Annotated in this window: 15 protein-coding genes and 1 pseudogene; 10 read left to right on the top strand and 6 right to left on the bottom strand. The window is 46.7% G+C overall.

Features of this window, described 5'->3' with window-relative positions; all coding sequences use genetic code 11:
- Positions 1-88: 88 nt before the first annotated feature.
- Positions 89-461, bottom strand: a pseudogene (tnpA, locus tag MJ770_RS11770) (IS200/IS605 family transposase).
- A 393-nt stretch (positions 462-854) separates the two neighbouring features.
- On the bottom strand, positions 855-2,015 hold the full coding sequence (locus MJ770_RS11765) for a trypsin-like peptidase domain-containing protein (protein ID WP_239254413.1): 1,161 nt from the start codon (positions 2,013-2,015) through the stop codon (positions 855-857).
- A gap of 360 nt (positions 2,016-2,375) precedes the next feature.
- Here MJ770_RS11765 and MJ770_RS11760 point away from each other — a divergent pair, with 360 nt between their 5' ends.
- Positions 2,376-3,122, top strand: coding sequence for a Nif3-like dinuclear metal center hexameric protein (locus tag MJ770_RS11760; protein WP_239254411.1), 747 nt, complete (start codon positions 2,376-2,378; stop codon positions 3,120-3,122).
- 9 nt (positions 3,123-3,131) lie between these two features.
- Here the strand turns inward: MJ770_RS11760 and MJ770_RS11755 are convergent, their stop codons facing one another.
- A complete protein-coding gene (locus MJ770_RS11755) occupies positions 3,132-3,764 on the bottom strand; it encodes a hypothetical protein (RefSeq protein ID WP_239254407.1) in 633 nt (210 codons plus the stop codon).
- Positions 3,765-4,215: 451 nt separating this feature from the next.
- Here MJ770_RS11755 and MJ770_RS11750 point away from each other — a divergent pair, with 451 nt between their 5' ends.
- Entirely contained in the window at positions 4,216-6,336 is a 2,121-nt protein-coding gene (locus MJ770_RS11750) for a RelA/SpoT family protein (protein ID WP_239254406.1), read from the top strand.
- Positions 6,337-6,843: 507 nt separating this feature from the next.
- On the opposite strand, the gene queA is transcribed toward MJ770_RS11750, so the two are convergent.
- From queA to MJ770_RS11735, 3 genes are all read right to left on the bottom strand, one after another.
- Positions 6,844-7,860: a tRNA preQ1(34) S-adenosylmethionine ribosyltransferase-isomerase QueA gene (queA, locus tag MJ770_RS11745; RefSeq protein ID WP_239254405.1), complete on the bottom strand. Its 1,017-nt coding sequence runs from the start codon at positions 7,858-7,860 to the stop codon at positions 6,844-6,846.
- A gap of 19 nt (positions 7,861-7,879) precedes the next feature.
- The gene (locus tag MJ770_RS11740) at positions 7,880-8,611 is read right to left on the bottom strand and encodes a pseudouridine synthase (protein WP_239254404.1); all 732 of its coding nucleotides are present in this window, start codon (positions 8,609-8,611) and stop codon (positions 7,880-7,882) included.
- 250 nt (positions 8,612-8,861) lie between these two features.
- Complete coding sequence (locus MJ770_RS11735) at positions 8,862-9,572, bottom strand: HAD-IA family hydrolase (protein WP_239254402.1); 711 nt, start codon at positions 9,570-9,572, stop codon at positions 8,862-8,864.
- A gap of 143 nt (positions 9,573-9,715) precedes the next feature.
- On the opposite strand from MJ770_RS11735, the gene lnt reads away from it, so the two are divergent.
- The 8 genes from lnt (at position 9,716) to fabG (ending at position 16,341) form a co-directional block, all read left to right on the top strand.
- Positions 9,716-11,248 carry an apolipoprotein N-acyltransferase gene (gene lnt, locus MJ770_RS11730; protein WP_239254400.1) on the top strand — a complete coding sequence of 511 codons (1,533 nt, stop codon included), beginning with the start codon at positions 9,716-9,718 and terminating at the stop codon, positions 11,246-11,248.
- 2 nt (positions 11,249-11,250) lie between these two features.
- Positions 11,251-11,523: a GIY-YIG nuclease family protein gene (locus MJ770_RS11725; RefSeq protein WP_239254398.1), complete on the top strand. Its 273-nt coding sequence runs from the start codon at positions 11,251-11,253 to the stop codon at positions 11,521-11,523.
- 125 nt (positions 11,524-11,648) lie between these two features.
- Complete coding sequence (locus MJ770_RS11720; protein ID WP_239254396.1) at positions 11,649-12,173, top strand: YceD family protein; 525 nt, start codon at positions 11,649-11,651, stop codon at positions 12,171-12,173.
- A gap of 33 nt (positions 12,174-12,206) precedes the next feature.
- Positions 12,207-12,386, top strand: a complete 180-nt coding sequence (gene rpmF, locus MJ770_RS11715) for a 50S ribosomal protein L32 (protein WP_239237455.1) — start codon at positions 12,207-12,209, stop codon at positions 12,384-12,386.
- A gap of 96 nt (positions 12,387-12,482) precedes the next feature.
- Complete coding sequence (gene plsX / locus MJ770_RS11710; protein WP_239254394.1) at positions 12,483-13,520, top strand: phosphate acyltransferase PlsX; 1,038 nt, start codon at positions 12,483-12,485, stop codon at positions 13,518-13,520.
- Entirely contained in the window at positions 13,478-14,476 is a 999-nt protein-coding gene (locus tag MJ770_RS11705; RefSeq protein WP_305855814.1) for a beta-ketoacyl-ACP synthase III, read from the top strand. Before plsX ends, MJ770_RS11705 begins: the two co-directional genes overlap by 43 nt.
- A gap of 168 nt (positions 14,477-14,644) precedes the next feature.
- Positions 14,645-15,601 (top strand): ACP S-malonyltransferase, encoded by a 957-nt coding sequence (gene fabD / locus MJ770_RS11700; protein ID WP_256448830.1) that lies wholly within the window; start codon positions 14,645-14,647, stop codon positions 15,599-15,601.
- Entirely contained in the window at positions 15,598-16,341 is a 744-nt protein-coding gene (gene fabG, locus MJ770_RS11695; RefSeq protein WP_239254385.1) for a 3-oxoacyl-ACP reductase FabG, read from the top strand. The genes fabD and fabG overlap by 4 nt, the downstream gene beginning before the upstream one ends.
- The last annotated feature ends 284 nt before the right edge of the window (positions 16,342-16,625 follow it).

The raw sequence follows: 16,625 nt of genomic DNA, 5'->3' as shown, positions 1-16,625 counted from the left end.
TTCTTACTTATTTAAGCTTGATGAACTTAACGCGTATTGACTAAAAGTCCATACGTTACTTGAAGCCTGAGAGCGTCCAAACATATACTCAAGAACAATGTTTCCTGTTTCCGTATTTGATGGATCTTCTATGGTGCTCTAAATATCCTTGAACCATCTCATCTGTTATATTCCCCGTTGACCAACCTCTATACCCAATGGCCCAAAAAATGCCGACCCCAGTCACGTTTTAACAGGTTCGAAAACTCATTTTTAAGCCGCCTGAAGATCCGACCTTTCAATCATTTCACTAGATCATTTATCGATAACCTAGAGAGATGCTCAAAATGAATATGGATGTGATCTCTACTGATCACACTTTTCAATATCCGCAAATTCTCTGTATCACATATCTGGATACTCAACTCACGACACCGTTTCTAAATATCACCTCTAAAAACTGGATGGCGATATTTCGTCACTCAGACAAAACGCACCATTAATCTACTTACCGTATGCCCGCTTGGCCTCTGGGCTTAAATGTCAGCTAACTGAGCAGAGAGAATGTTGCGAAGTAATCGGGGTCAAGGCCGAAAATCGCCCGAAGGCCACTAAAATTAGTGGTTATAAAACTATAATTTAGAGGGATAAAGTTAAGAAAATTTAATTATTTTGCAGGGTATTAGTTGTTCAATTGCCCCAAATATTCGGCGAAATATACACCGCTCAGTTCAATTGGTAGCCGACTTCCTTTAATTCCGAAAGACTACTAGCATACTTGTGTCGCGGCTAAAGCCTGCACTAAAGTTCATAGCATTAACTAGCGGCAAGAGAAAATAAATTATGTATATCCAGCTAGCTTGTATTCTAGAATTTTATTCCAATTCTTTCGGCCTGGGGCGCTTACCAAGCTTGACTTGCACCACTACCTCACGCTGATTACGCAGCAGCTTGAATAAAACAACCTTGCCGGGCGGCAAATTTGAAATAGTTTCCAGCATAGCGCTGGCGCCTGTTAGTAAAGGTTTGTTGTCTATCATGGTAAGAATGTCGCTAGCATTCACCCCGGCTTTGTCCGCTGGACTGCCTGCCACAACTTCCGTAATTAATACTCCCTGTATATTGCCGAGCTTGAGTGATTCCGCTAATTCTGGTGTGAGCTCCTGTATTGCAACACCGACCCAGCCGCGAGTGACGGAGCCGCTCTGGATAATCTGCTCCATAACATTTTTGGCCGTGCTGACAGGAATAGCGAAACCTATACCCAGTGAACCACCGTTTGGCGAATAAATCGCGCTGTTAATACCTATCAGGTTACCATTTACATTTACCAGCGCACCACCTGAGTTGCCTGGGTTAATCGCTGCATCGGTCTGGATGAAGTTTTCGAATGTGTTGAGTCCGAGGTGATTGCGTTTCACTGCACTGACAATGCCCATTGTTACTGTCTGCCCCACTCCGAACGGGTTACCGATGGCCAATACGATATCACCTACTTGTGCTTGATCTGGGCGGCCAAAGGTGATGGCCGGGACAGTGCCAGGCAAGTCAATCTTAATGACGGCAAGATCGGTTTCTGGGTCAGAACCAATAATGCGTCCTTTAGACCTGCGCCCATTGGCCAGAGCCACTTCTATCTGGTCGGCTGCTTCAACAACATGATGGTTGGTAAGGATGTAACCGTCATGACTGACGATAACTCCAGAGCCTAAGCTAGAGCCGCGCTGTGGAAGATTATTGAACTCTTTACCAAAAAAAAAGCGAAAGCGTGGGTCATCCATTAATGGATGCATGGGTTTCTTTGTTTCAGTGCTGGTAAAAATATTAACCACTGTGGGCATCACTTTGCGTGCTGCAGCGCTGTAGCCTGCTGCAGGAACTTGGGTGGCGCTGGTGTTCACGCTTTCTTCTTGCACTGTGACAATGCCATTACGCGTAGAAGAGGGCAGTAGACTGGGCTTCAGGGTGTTAATGATAAATAGTATAGCTAGCCCGACAGTTGTAGCTTGTGCAAATAAAAGCCAGAATTTACGCATGATGTAATATTTTTTATGTCGTTAAAAGTACTATTTATCTAACCCGAATGCTTCAAAAATTCTCGTGAAGATCTGTTGAAGTTTATGAGACTGGTTAAATACGTTGCATCCCGTAAGCCGCACGAGTGCTTTGGGCAATCATTGAGTGATCGGCGCAGTTATACGGACATCTTATGGAGGCTACATTTTGTGTGGCAAATAATAAAAGTGATGTGCACGCAAGTCAATGAAAAAAATTGAATTTTACTTCAACCATTAAGACCGTTGTATAACTGATCTCAGTATTAAAAAAAGAGGAAATTGAGTTTCAGCGAGGCTAATTTAAAGTAAAATGAAATAATTAATTTTGAAGATAACGTCATGTTGCTGAATGATTTACGCGATTATATCGCAAGCCTGTTAGAACTCGATCGTTTTCGTGACTATTGTCCAAATGGCGTGCAGGTGGAAGGCAGAGCGGAAATTCGCCGCATCGCCAGTGGTGTAACGGCCTCGCAACTTCTGTTGGAATCAGCCACTGCATGGAATGCAGACGCTATTCTGGTACACCATGGTTATTTCTGGCGAAATGAAGACGCTGCTGTGACTGGGATTAAGAAACGGCGTATTGCGCATTTACTTCATCATAATGTGAGTCTGCTGGCTTATCATCTACCGCTGGATGCACATACTGAACTTGGCAACAACGCGCAACTCGGTCAGCGCTTGGGGTTTATGGAGCATGGCCGCTTCGGCGAACAAGGCATTGCTTGTTATGGGGAGTTGACGCAAGCACAAACGTTGGCACAATTAACCCAAAGAATTGCACATAGTTTGCAGCGTGCGCCGTTAGTAATAGGTAAAGGCGACCCCACAATACGCAGGATTGCTTGGTGTACTGGTGCTGCGCAGGGTTATTTCGAAGCAGCGATAGCGTTGGGCGTGGATGCCTTTCTTACCGGCGAAATTTCCGAACAGAATGTTCATGAAGCGCAAGAAACGGGCGTGGTATTCATTGCGGCCGGTCACCATGCCACTGAGCGCTATGGTGTGCAGGCTTTAGGTACGCACCTCGCCGAGCATTGCGGTATAGAGCATCGCTACTTCGAGCTAGAAAACCCAGTTTAATCGCATAATTTAACGCTTTAGGTTTACGCGCAACTTGTCGACTGATATCACTGAGATTTTAGCGGTTTGCGAAGACTCACGTAGTGTAGTGTTGGCTACGTGTAAAGCATCGCGATGAGTCACCAACAAATTTTGTATTAGGCTGGCGGCTTCATGTAGCAGCGCATCCTCAGCGCTAGAAAATCGCAGAAGAAAATCCATGTTGCGAGGGTAATAAGGCGTCCATTGCCAAGCTAAGAAACACTCATTGCTCTTAAACCCTGCCTCCTGGAAAGTGTTGATTAGCGTGTTAATAATGCTCAACTGTTTTTGCTCGAGCGTAGGCGTAGCACTCCACATCAACCCATAACAAATACGCTGAGTGTCACCTATATATTGCTGTTCCAACAGGGGGCACAGGTAGAGCGTCTGATCGATTTCAGGTCGCAGGTGCAGTCCAACCAAGCACTCAGCTACATTTCGGTTTTCAGTGGTTGTTATCCGCCAGCCTGGCACATGCGCTACTAAATATTCGCTTAAAGCTAACCAGAAGTCGTTGTTTAATTTTTGACGTGTTAGGTCCACTTGGTTTGCCACACTAAGTGCCAAGGGCAAGTTTTCTTTTTGTGCGAAAAAATTCAGCACAGCTTGTTCTTCGTTCATCTACTATCCTTACAAGTTAGACATCAAATTATACGGATTAGTCTTTATCTTAAGTAGTTATAATTGGTCTTCCTTTTTATGTAATGCTTCAGTTACCGATTTTATAAAGTACACAACTTATATACTGCATATCCGTTCTATTGACTATTTATATTCGGAACCTGATCGCGTTTCAGTATATTACTGATACCTCAGAAAATTTTAACGCGACATATGCTTGACATGTAGGTAATAATATTTCGAGTGCAGCAGTATTGCGTCAATAATTGAGTTTTTAGAGGTGCCCTATATTTAATTAACAATTGTTGACAAGGCTAATAGATAATCATTTGGCTATTGTGATAACAGATTTAATAAATTTTTTCTAAACCAAGTATGCAGCTTGGTTGAATACTTTAGTAGACAATCAGCACAACAGATGCTGGCAAATCTAATTTTTGGAGGTGTATGTATGTCCGACGCCGAGATTCTCTTACAGGAGGTATCAACCTACCTGAAATCTAAGGATGTTGAGCATATCCGGCAGGCGCTTCAATTTAGTGGCCAAGCCCACGAAGGTCAGCTACGCAAGTCTGGTGAGCCCTATATTTCGCATCCCATCGCGGTTGCTCGAATTCTCACCCCACTGCATCTTGATGCGCAAGCCATCATGGCGGCATTGTTACACGACGTGGTGGAAGATACTCATATTAGCAATGAAGAAGTGGCCAATATATTCGGCAAATCGGTAGCCGAACTGGTCGATGGCTTGAGTAAGCTTGATAAGATTGAGTTTCAGACAAAGGAAGATGCTCAGGCGGAAAATTTCCGCAAAATGCTATTGGCGATGGCACGTGACGTTCGCGTCATCCTGATCAAACTGGCCGATCGCCTGCACAATATGCGCACCTTAAAATCGATGTCTCGCGAAAAATGCGAACGTATAGCACGCGAGACCATGGAAATTTATGCACCTATTGCCAACCGTTTGGGTCTCAATGCCATTTTTCACGAATTGGAAGACTTGAGTTTCAAACATCTGTACCCCATGCGCTATGAAGTTCTGTACAAGGCTCTCAAAGTCGCTCGCGGCAATCGTCGTGAGGTTGTAGGGAAAATACAGGATGCCATTCGACAACGCCTGGATGAACATCACATCCCTGCTCAAATACAAGGACGAGAAAAGCATCTGTATGGTATCTACCTGAAAATGCAGGTAAAATCGTTGGCTTTCTCGCAAGTACAGGATATTTATGGCTTCCGCGTAATGGTGGATGACGCACCTTCATGTTACTTAGCGCTAGGCTTGCTACATGCTCTATATAAACCTATTCCAGGAAAATTTAAAGATTATATTGCCATCCCCAAGGCAAACGATTATCAGTCGCTGCATACTACCCTGTTTGGGCCATATGGCACCCCGATCGAAGTGCAGATTCGTACTAAGGAAATGCACAGAGTCGCAGAGGATGGGGTCGCCTCGCACTGGTTATACAAGACCACGCAGACATCATTCAATGATCTGCACAAGCAAACCCATCAGTGGCTGCAAAGTTTATTGGAAAGTTTAAGCCAGAGCGGTGATTCGGTAGAGTTTCTTGAACACCTGAAGGTAGATCTATTCCCGGATGAGGTTTACGTATTCACGCCTAAAGGCAAAATTCTCGCGCTGCCACGTGGCGCAACAGCTGTGGATTTTGCTTATAGCGTGCATACGGACATTGGTAATCGTTGTGTGGCTGTCAAAATAAATTTTGAGCTGGCACCATTACGCACTGAGATGAGAAATGGCGACCGTGTGGAAATCATTACCGCGACGCATGCTCACCCCAATCCCGCATGGCTAAGCTATGTAGTCACCAGCAAGGCGCGCAGCAACATTCGACATGCACTTAAAACAATGCACTTTGACGAATCTTCCGCACTGGGAGAGCGCCTGCTGAACCAAGCCCTATCTTCACTTGGACTTAATCAAAATGATATTGACAGCAGCCAGTGGGAAAAGCTCCTGAAAGATACCGGTGTACAATCACTTGAAGAAATCTTCGCTGACATAGCTCTGGGACGCCGCCACGACATAGTTATTGCTCGCCAGCTTGCACGTATCGGAGAGGCCGGCACACAAGAGCATCCCGCATTCAGCGGCGTAATCACCATCCTTGGGACGGAAGGTATGGCAGTACAGTTCGCTAAATGCTGTCGCCCAATTCCAGGAGATCCTATCATCGGCATTATCAAGAAAGGCCAAGGATTAGTAGTTCATACACATGATTGTCCTTCGCTACGCAAGGGGCGCGGCGGCATGGACAAATGGTTGGACGTGGTGTGGGACAAGCACATTAACAGGCTCTTTGAGGTGAGCGTTAAATTAATCGTGGCCAATCACCGCGGCGTTCTGGCCAAGGTAGCAGCAGTAATCGCCGGTGCAGAATCTAACATCGAAAACGTTCACTTCTCCAACGAAGGAAATTACACAGCTTTGTACTTCACCTGGCAGGTAAACAACCGTATTCACTTGGCCAATGTGATGCGCGGCCTACGTGGAATTCCGGAGGTTATACGCATTACTAGAATTAAGAGCGGGCTTACCTAACCAACTAGCTGTCAAGCTCTACCTGTCTATAAACACGTTTAACAATTGAGCCTGGCTTTTCTGTGTACAATTTCTTCAATGACTGTATGCCGTTTCGACACTCTATTTAACAGTCAACTGCGACAATTCCTTTGAAATCTCTACAGCCTGAATTGTGCCATCGTTCGGGTAACGCAAGAATGAATTGGATGTCTAAAGGGCGCCTCTACAAAACTTCAATTTTCCATGTCGGACAAGACGCGAATCAAAAATTTGAGCACGGCATATATTTGATATGTAAGCTATAAATTTTTCGAGTAACGCAGTATTGTGGCGAAACGGGGTAAGCAGGCAAACCGCAAAGCAGCTGCTCGCAAAATTGCGATTTTTAGAGATGCCTTAAAGTTAAGTCCACATCATTGCCGCTGGTGATCTGGTGGCTCTGACGCCCCTCTCCTATTGACAGTCACCACGCAAAGAAATTATTGAATTTCGAAAAATCTTGAACATGTATCTCATTCAAACATTTTACCGCTCAATCAGCATGGCATCACCATAACTGAAAAACCGATATTGCCGTTCTACCGCATGACTATAAGCGGCGAGCATTGCGTCCATTCCTCCAAAAGCGCACACCAACATCAGCAGGGTAGACTTGGGCAAGTGGAAATTTGTTAATAGTACATCCACCACTTTGAAATGGTAACCTGGAGTAATGAAAATGCTTGTTTCACCCTCCCCGGCACGTAATTTGTCTTGTTGTACCGCGCTTTCCAACGCTCGCAAACTGGTGGTACCCACCGAAATAATCCTTCCACCCCGCGCTCGGGCCTGAGAAATGGCATCCACCGTTGCTTGCGGAATAACATAACGTTCGCTGTGCATAACATGATCATGGACATTATTCACACGCACTGGTTGAAAAGTGCCGGCACCGACATGTAGCGTCAGATAGGCCAGTTGAACACCTTGATCACGTAAGACGGCGAGCATTGCATCGTCGAAATGCAGCCCAGCAGTGGGCGCGGCTACAGAACCAGGTTGACATGCATATACCGTCTGATACCGTTCTTCGTCTTCGACATTAGCTGTATGAGTGATATAGGGAGGTAGCGGTAACTGCCCGTATTGTTCCAGTAATGCCGACACATTGTCTGTGCTGTCAAAGCGTAAGCAGAAAAACTCACGCTCGCGTCCCAGCACCGTAACAGAGAGACTATCTGCCAACAACAACCGGCTGCCTGACTTGGGCGCATGACTGGCACGCATTTGTGCAAGCGCATGATGTTCATCGAGGATACGCTCGATCAACACCTCAATTTTGCCGCCACTTTCCTTTACTCCGAAAAGGCGCGCTTTAAGTACGCGCGCATCGTTTAATACCAGCAAATCGTGTTCACGCACCAGTGAAGGCAAATGGGTAAACACGGCGTCTTTTCTAGACTCCCCGCGTATGCACAGCAAGCGGCTGTCATAACGCCGCTCGGGCGGGTGTTGCGCAATCAAGTGCTCGGGAAGTGCGAAATTAAATTCGTCGGTGAACATCAAAAAATTTTTGAACAGATTAGAATGCTTCGTCTTCGCGCAGATAGCGCCATTTCCCAATGGGCAAATCGCCCAATTTAATTTTACCGATACGCACGCGCTTTAGTCCGGTAACTTTCAGCCCAACCAGTTCACACATGCGACGAATTTGGCGTTTTTTTCCTTCCCGCAAAATGAACCGCAATTGATCGTCATTCAACCAACTCACTCTGGCAGGCTTAAGCATCTCACCGTCCAGTTTGAGGCCGTGATTCAACATGGATAGGCCGTTGGCTGAAATTTTGCCCTGCACGCGCACCAGATATTCCTTGTCGAGGGAAGAATCTTCGCCGACAAGTTGTTTGGCGATGCGGCCATCCTGAGTAAATATCAGCAAACCCTGCGAATCGATATCCAACCGGCCTGCGGGCGCGATGCCTTTCAAATGCATGGGATGAAAAGAGAGCGGTGATTGATCGCTGGTAAAGCGCGATGAAGCATTAACCAAGGTAACTGCGGGCTTATGATTATCCTCCGCCTGCCCAGAAACAAAGCCGACAGGCTTGTTCAGCAGGATAGTTACGCGTGTTTGCTGCTGTTTCTGGGCAGCGCGGTTCAGCGTGATGCGTTGGGCAGGATCTATTTTCGTACCTAGCTCAGTTACTGACTTACCATCCACTAGCACCCACCCACGCTCAATATAACTGTCTGCCTCACGGCGGGAGCATAATCCCTGTTCGGACATCAGTTTGGAGAGACGTATTTTTTCCATATTTTTTAATCAAACCTAATGCAGTAGCAGCACTAAGTACTGTACGACTATTCTAGAGATAATGCTGGAGCGCTATGCTACACGATTGCGACGCGTGTAGCGCTATGCTTATATCACTCACTACGATGGTGATTTAGATAAAGCAAGTGGAAGTTATTAAATTCACGTTGACTCTTCCGCAAGCAGAGGATTTTATCTATCAGGCGAGCACATCAAAAATATTGACTGCAATACTTTAAATAGATATCAACTATTTGGAAAAATCTAGACAAGCAATCTGACAAAAACCTTCCAAGTCGCTTAAATCCTCTAACACCGCTGACGCGCCAGAAAAATCTTGCTTGCTCGTGTAGTGATTAGTTGTAATGAACGTTTTCAATCCGGCAGCCAAGCTAGAACGCAGACCATTCTCAGAGTCTTCCAGTGCGATACAATCAGCAGCGTCGAGACCTAACCTCTCCAACACCCAAAAATAAATGTCTGGTGAAGGTTTCTTGTGCTGAACGATATCACCATAACCAATGACATCAAACAAAGACTCGCTATCTGCGCCCAACCCCTGCTGTAACAGCGTAACAACGTTATCCAGCGAAGTGGTAGTGGCAATGGCAAGCCTCAATCCTGCTTGTTTCGCTTCGGTAATCAGACGTTTTATATTCGGGCGCAATGGGATACCACCTTCGCGTAACATCGCGGTGTAATGCGCCGTTTTGACCAAATGGAGGTGTTTCACAAAACCCTCATAATCAACCGGCTTCTGGAAATCGGGCACATAGTTAGTAACGAAATGATTGATTCGTTCTTTGCCACCGGTCACTTTAAGTAACTTGTCATACAGGGCAACGTCCCAACTCCAGTCGAGATGGTTTTCTGCGAAAGCTTTATTGAACGAAAGGCGATGCGCCTCTTCGGTATCTGCTAACGTGCCATCCACATCAAAAATTATAGCTTTAGTTTTCATCCCAAACTCTCCATTAGCAATTTAGCAATCCTCATAAAAAATTGTGCCGTGCATTTTAATCGAACTCCGAGTCTCCAGAGGCAATTTTAAATAATAATGAAGAAGCACTATAATCGACAGGATAAATTCGGCGGTAATTTTTAGTGAAATTAATTTTTACGTATAGATACCTTATAGCTTTTTGCCTTGGTCTGCTTACTGTTCTTGGCTTTGCACCCTTTTCACTGTTCTTCCTCGCTATTTTTTCACTAGCTGCACTCTTCTGGCAGTGGCAGCAGGCAAATGATAGGCGTGCGGCAGCACTGTTGGGGTTTTTCTTCGGTTTTGGTTTGTTCGGTGCTGGCATAGGGTGGCTATACATTGCACAACATGATTATGGCGACATGCCGTTCTTACTGGCACTCCTCACTACCGCCCTATTCGCTGCATTTTTGGCGTTATTCCCTGCGTTAATTGGCTATACACAAGCACGGTTGCGGGCGCCTTCCTGGGCGCGATTGACACTTGTAATGCCTGCGTTGTGGGTACTTCTGGAATGGATACGCGGGCTGCTTTTCACTGGCTTCCCTTGGCTGACATTGGCTTATTCACAAGCATCTGCTAGTCCCTTGGTGGGATATGCGCCAATATTCGGCGTTTATGGCGTATCACTAGCGGTAACGATAAGTGCAGGATTGCTAGTGCTATTGTGGAAAATGCGTTGGAATACTCAAGGACAAGCGGCACTGGTGGCGCTGCTGGTGCTATGGAGCAGTGCTGCGGCACTGCGTAACGTAGACTGGACAAAACCTGAAGGTGAGCCATTCAAAGTTGCTTTATTGCAGGGCAATATTTCGCAAGATCTCAAATTCCACAAAGAGAAGCTTGTCGACACGCTAGAAACCTATCGTCGACTTGTACTGCAGACCGATGCGCGTTTGATCATTTTACCGGAAACCGCACTGCCACTGCTACGCCACGACTTGCCGGAAAATTACATGAATATTTTTCGCAAGCATGCAAGGCAAAACGACGGCGATATTCTTATTGGTGCATTTGAAAGTGATAACGAGCTGCACTACAACAGTGTATTCACGCTTGGTACAGCGAATAGCCAAAATTACCGTAAAAATCATCTGGTACCATTCGGCGAATTCATCCCATTGCGTCCAGTATTGGGCTGGATCGTCAACGAAGTATTGCAAATCCCCATGTCTGATTTAGCGCGCGGCGGGGAACGGCAACCGGTATTGCGCATAGCGGGTCAACGCGTTGCCGTACAGATTTGCTACGAAGATGTTTTCGGTGAAGAAGTCATCCGATACTTGCCGGAGGCAAGCTTGCTGGTAAATGTCAGCAACGATGCTTGGTATGGTAAATCGCACGCAGCAATACAGCATAATCAGATCGCACAAATGCGCGCATTGGAGACAGGACGCATGATGCTGCGCGCAACGAACACGGGGGTAACCTCAATTATCAGGCGCGATGGCAGCATTCAGCAGATGTTGCCACAACATGAGGAAGGGGTGCTCACTGGACAGGTGCAGGGCTATATCGGCAGCACACCGTATGTACGTTGGGGCAACGCGGCAATGCTGATTGTTTTGCTAATAATGCTAGTCTTAGCCAAACTGGCGCAGCACAGGCCACACCCTTACTCACCTTTCACACGGTCTACCCGTGTAAAAGAATAAAAATGACGGAACGTATTGGAAAACCAACAATGAACTGGGTTTGCTACCTCATTTGTTGTGCGGATGACACCCTGTATTGCGGCATCACCAATCATCTGGAAAAACGTCTGGCAGCGCACAATGCTGGTGAAGCGGCGAAATATACTCGTGGCCGCCGCCCAGTACAGTTAATGCATGTCGAGTTATGCGCCGATAAATCCTCGGCCTTAAAGCGCGAGTTACAGATCAAAGCGTTACCGCGAGGCGAAAAACAGGCATTGTGCGGAACAATATGAGAGCAGTTATGGATATCCGATAGCGAGCTTCCTGTCATCAAGCAGGATAAATCCATATGGAGCCATTTGCGATTAATAAAGGCTTCTTTGACAGAAACAGGTGAAAAATATATGATGCGCGACTTATGTTAGAACGGCAATTGATAGATAGTCTGGACTTTGCCAATAACAACCGAGAGTTACACGGTGAAATAGCATTGGCTGAAATGCCACGGCTGCAAGATAAACTATCTGTTCTTGATGTTAATTTTGAACACGGTCGCGAAGGGAAAATTAGCTACACCCTGCGCGGTTCTCGTGACAGGAATGACAAACCGATGCTGGAAGTAAAGCTGGACGGACTTTGCCAGCTGCAGTGTCAGCGATGTTTGCAGGGCTTAATCTATCCATTAAAACTGATTTCGCAGTTGCATCTGGTGAACAGTTGGGATGACTCTTCTGACGAAGAAGATGAAATAGAGTCCATCTTGGTTGATAATCACTTGGACGTGCTTGCCTTGTTCGAGGAAGAGATTTTGCTGAGCTTGCCATTTGCACCGAGACATCCTGCAGGCGATTGTCGACCTGTAAAAGAAGGATATATAGTAGAAGAGATAGATCAGGTAGTTAAAAACCCGTTTGCGGATCTATCCAAATTGAAATACAAGTGATTTTTTTATTATTGGTTTTGTAAGGAGTTAAATATGGCCGTTCAACAGAATAAAAAATCCCCATCCAAGCGTGGTATGCACCGCTCACACGATTTTCTAGTTAGTCCAGCATTGGCGGTTGAGCCTTCCACTGGCGAGCAACATCTGCGTCACCATATAAGCCCAACTGGCTATTATCGTGGCAAAAGAGTTGTCAAAATAAAAGGTGACTGATCACATCTTGCAGTAAGCGGATACACACCAAATAAAAAAGGTGCATCTATAGTATCCCCATATTCAAGCTTGTACATAGCGTAAGAGGATCGCCGGGTGGATGTCACAATAGCCATTGATGCCATGGGAGGCGACCACGGAACGCGTGTTACCATTCCCGCCGCGGTGAGATATCTGCAACAACATCCAAACGACACTATCGTATTGGTGGGGCTGCCCGACGCCATCGAGGCAGAATTGCGTAGCACCAAAACTCCTGTTGGATCACGTCTGCGTATTCACGCAGCCAGTGAAGTAGTCGGCATGGATGAATCCCCACAATTGGCTTTACGTAGCAAAAAAGATTCCTCCATGCGTGTCGCCATTAACCTTGTGAAAAATGGCGAGGTGTCTGCTTGCGTAAGTGCTGGAAATACTGGCGCATTAATGGCGATAGCGCGTTATGTGCTGAAAATGCTGCCGGGTATAGATCGCCCCGCGATTGCTTCATTCCTGCCCACTTACAAGAGGCAAGTCTGTATGCTCGATCTTGGCGCGAACGTGGATTGTAACGCTGAACATTTATTGCAATTCGCCCTGATGGGTACCGCTCTGGTCTATGCTATTGAACACAAAAAGAATCCTACTGTCGGACTGCTCAATATTGGCAGCGAAAATATCAAGGGCAATGAAATTGTCAAGCAGGCGAGTGAACTGCTGCGGCAAAGTGATTTAAATTTTTACGGCAACGTTGAAGGCAACGATATTTTCAAAGGGATAACAGACATAGTAGTTTGCGATGGATTTGTCGGAAATGTTGCACTAAAAACAACAGAGGGGCTGGCGCAGATGCTGGGTGGTTTCCTGCGTGATGAATTTAACCGTAACTTGTTTACCAAATTGACTGGACTGATTGCCACTTCGGTACTCAAGGCCTTCAAACGCCGTGTTGATCCCCGTCGTTACAACGGTGCCAGCCTATTAGGGTTGAAAGGTATTGTGCTGAAAAGCCACGGTTCCGCAGACGAATTTGCATTTTTTTGCGCCATTGAACGTGCCGCTGAAGAAGCCCGCGGCGGCATGTTGCAGCACATCAGCGAGCACATAGAAAAATGGCACGATACAAGCCAACAAAAGACAAGGGAGGCTTCCTGATACATTCGAAAATTATCGGCACCGGCAGCTACCTACCTACCAAGGTTTTGACTAACTTCGATCTTGAGAAGCTAGTCGAAACTTCGCATGACTGGATTGTCACCCGCAGTGGCATTGTCGAGCGGCATTTTGCCGCTGAAGATGAGGAGGCCAGTGATATGGCAGTGCACGCCAGCCGTCGCGCGCTTGAGGCGGCTGGCGTCGGCGTGGATGAAATTGATCTGGTCATTGTCGCTACGACCACGCCGGATAATATCCTGCCCAGCACTGCGTGCATCCTGCAAGACAAGCTGGGCATTAAGAATGGCGCGGCCTTCGACGTGCAAGCCGTATGCAGCGGCTTTATCTATGCATTAAATACTGCTGATCTGTATATTCGAGGTGGTCAGGCACGCAATGTCTTAGTAGTAGGCACCGAAGTGTTATCACGAATACTTAATTGGGAAGATCGCACTACCTGTGTCTTGTTTGGTGATGGCGCAGGTGCGGTGGTATTACAGCATAGCGATGTGCCGGGCATTCTGTCCGCCAAATTGCATGCTGACGGTAGCCACCGTAACATGCTAAGCGCCAATGGCGGCATACGTGACGGCTCTATATTCGGTGATCCTTACATTAAAATGGACGGCCGAGCGGTATTTAAATTCGCTGTCAAAGTACTCAGTGAAGCAGTAGAAGAGGTTTTAGCCGAGAACAAAATGAAATGTTCCGACATCGACTGGCTAGTCCCCCACCAAGCCAATATTCGCATAATGGAAGCTACAGCTAAGAAACTTGGGCTAGGAATGGACAAAGTGGTGGTAACCGTTGCCCATCACGGCAATACATCTGCGGCATCCATACCATTAGCGCTCGACACCGCAGTACGCGATGGTCGCATTCAAGCCGGTCAGCATGTGCTAATGGAGGCAGTCGGCGGTGGTTTCACCTGGGGTGCAGTGCTACTGCGCTGGTAACATCATCATGGACGCCTCTGAAAATTCCATTTTGCTAGCAGCCACTTTGCGGCTTGACTGCATACACCGCTTCGTCACAATACGGCGTTACTCGAAAAAATTTTCGCTTGCATATAAAGCATATGCCACGCTTAAATTTTTAGAGGCGCCCTTATAAATATTCTCATAGTGCATACAACTAAATTCGCTTTCGTTTTTCCAGGGCAAGGCTCGCAATCACGCGGCATGATGAATCATTACGCCGACTTTCCTATAGTGCGTGAAACCTATGCCGAAGCTTCCGATATATTGCAACAAGACTTGTGGCAATTGGTTGCGGAAGGCAGTGACGCAGAACTCAACGACACTGTGAATACGCAGCCTCTCATGCTTACTACCGGAGTGGCGGTATATCGCGCTTGGCGAAGTTTGAATGCTCCAACACCGGCATTACTGGCTGGTCACAGCCTCGGCGAATACACCGCGCTAGTGGCCAGTGGTGCGCTTCAATTTACTGATGCTTTGCCACTTGTACGATATCGAGCTGTATGCATGCAAGAAGCCGTGCCAAAAGGTGTAGGAGGCATCGCTGCGATTCTTGGATTGGATGACGAGAGCGTGCTTAAAGTGTGCATTGAAGCTGCTCAAGACGAAGTGTTGGAAGCCGTTAATTTCAACACGCCCGGACAAGTGGTGATTGCCGGCAACCGTGCGGCTGTGGAACGTGGTATGGAGTTAGCCAAGGCCATGGGAGCTAAACGCGCGCTGATGCTACCGATGAGCGTGCCATCTCACTGCAGCCTATTGCGCAATGCAGCCGAATTGTTACGTATCAGATTAAATGACGTAACGATGCAAGCCCCCTCCATCCCAGTATTGCACAATGCAGATGTAAAAAGCTACATGGATCCGCCCTCTATTAAAGACGCGCTCGTGCGACAACTATATTCTCCGGTACGATGGGTGGAAACTGTGCAACGTTTCGGACAACAACTAATCACACATAACGTCGAATGCTCACCCGGCAAAGTACTGATGGCTTTGAACAAACGCATTGACACAAACCAACAGTCATTGGCACTGAACGATGGCATAGCCTTGAAAGCAGCATATACAGCACTGGCAATACAACCGGAGGATAAATGAGTTTGCAAGGACAGATCGCATTAGTAACCGGCGCCAGTCGTGGCATCGGACAGGGTATTATGTTGGAATTAGGTAAACAAGGTGCAATCGTGGTCGGCACTGCAACCACAAAAAATGGGGCACTGGCAATTAGTGAATATTTGGCAGTAGCTGGCGTCAAGGGCTGTGGAATAGCGCTTGACGTCAATGATGTTGCACAAATTGATCAGGCTATCAGCGACACTCGAAAGCAATATGGAGAAATTTCAATTTTAGTAAATAATGCGGGCATTACCCGCGACAACCTACTGGCTCGCATGACTGATGAGGAATGGGACGACATCATTGCAACCAACCTGAAATCAGTGTTCCGCATGAGTCGCGCCGTGCTACGAGCTATGATGAAGGCACGTCATGGCCGTATTATCAACATTTCTTCGGTGATAGGCAGCATAGGTAACGCGGGACAAGCTAATTACGCCGCTTCCAAGGCTGGAATCAACGGTTTCAGCAAGTCGCTAGCTCGCGAAATTGGTAGTCGAAACATCACCGTTAATTGCATCGCACCCGGTTTTATCGCTACCGACATGACCGAGGCATTATCTCAGTCACAGCGCGACAAACTGGTCGAGCATGTGCCATTAAAACGCTTGGGGCAAGTAGCCGACGTTGCTGCCGCCGTAGCTTTCCTTGCTGGCTCTAGCGCATCATACATAACCGGCGCGACCTTGCATGTAAATGGTGGATTACACATGGAATAAGGTAGGTTATTTCATTTGCAGCAATACTGATTTTAAACGCCATTAGTGTAAAAATGATTTTCGTTGTTCATAGTGATCACCCTACTTTGCATAATTATCGATCACGCCCACCTGTGCAAATTCAAACACCATTAGGCAACGCTCCCCGTTTACTTTAAAACAAACGTTTGATACACTCGTTTGCTTCTTATCTAAAAAGATGGATGGCCCACGGCCGCAGTAGCACACGAGTGAGAGCCTACCCTGCCCCGGCCTCAAGCGTTAATCACTGAGCATATATCCAC

It is taken from the genome of Candidatus Nitrotoga sp. M5, assembly GCF_927904885.1.
Classification (GTDB): domain Bacteria; phylum Pseudomonadota; class Gammaproteobacteria; order Burkholderiales; family Gallionellaceae; genus Nitrotoga.
Note: the sequence above shows the minus strand (reverse complement) of the source record. Positions and strands in the feature narration are given on the sequence as shown.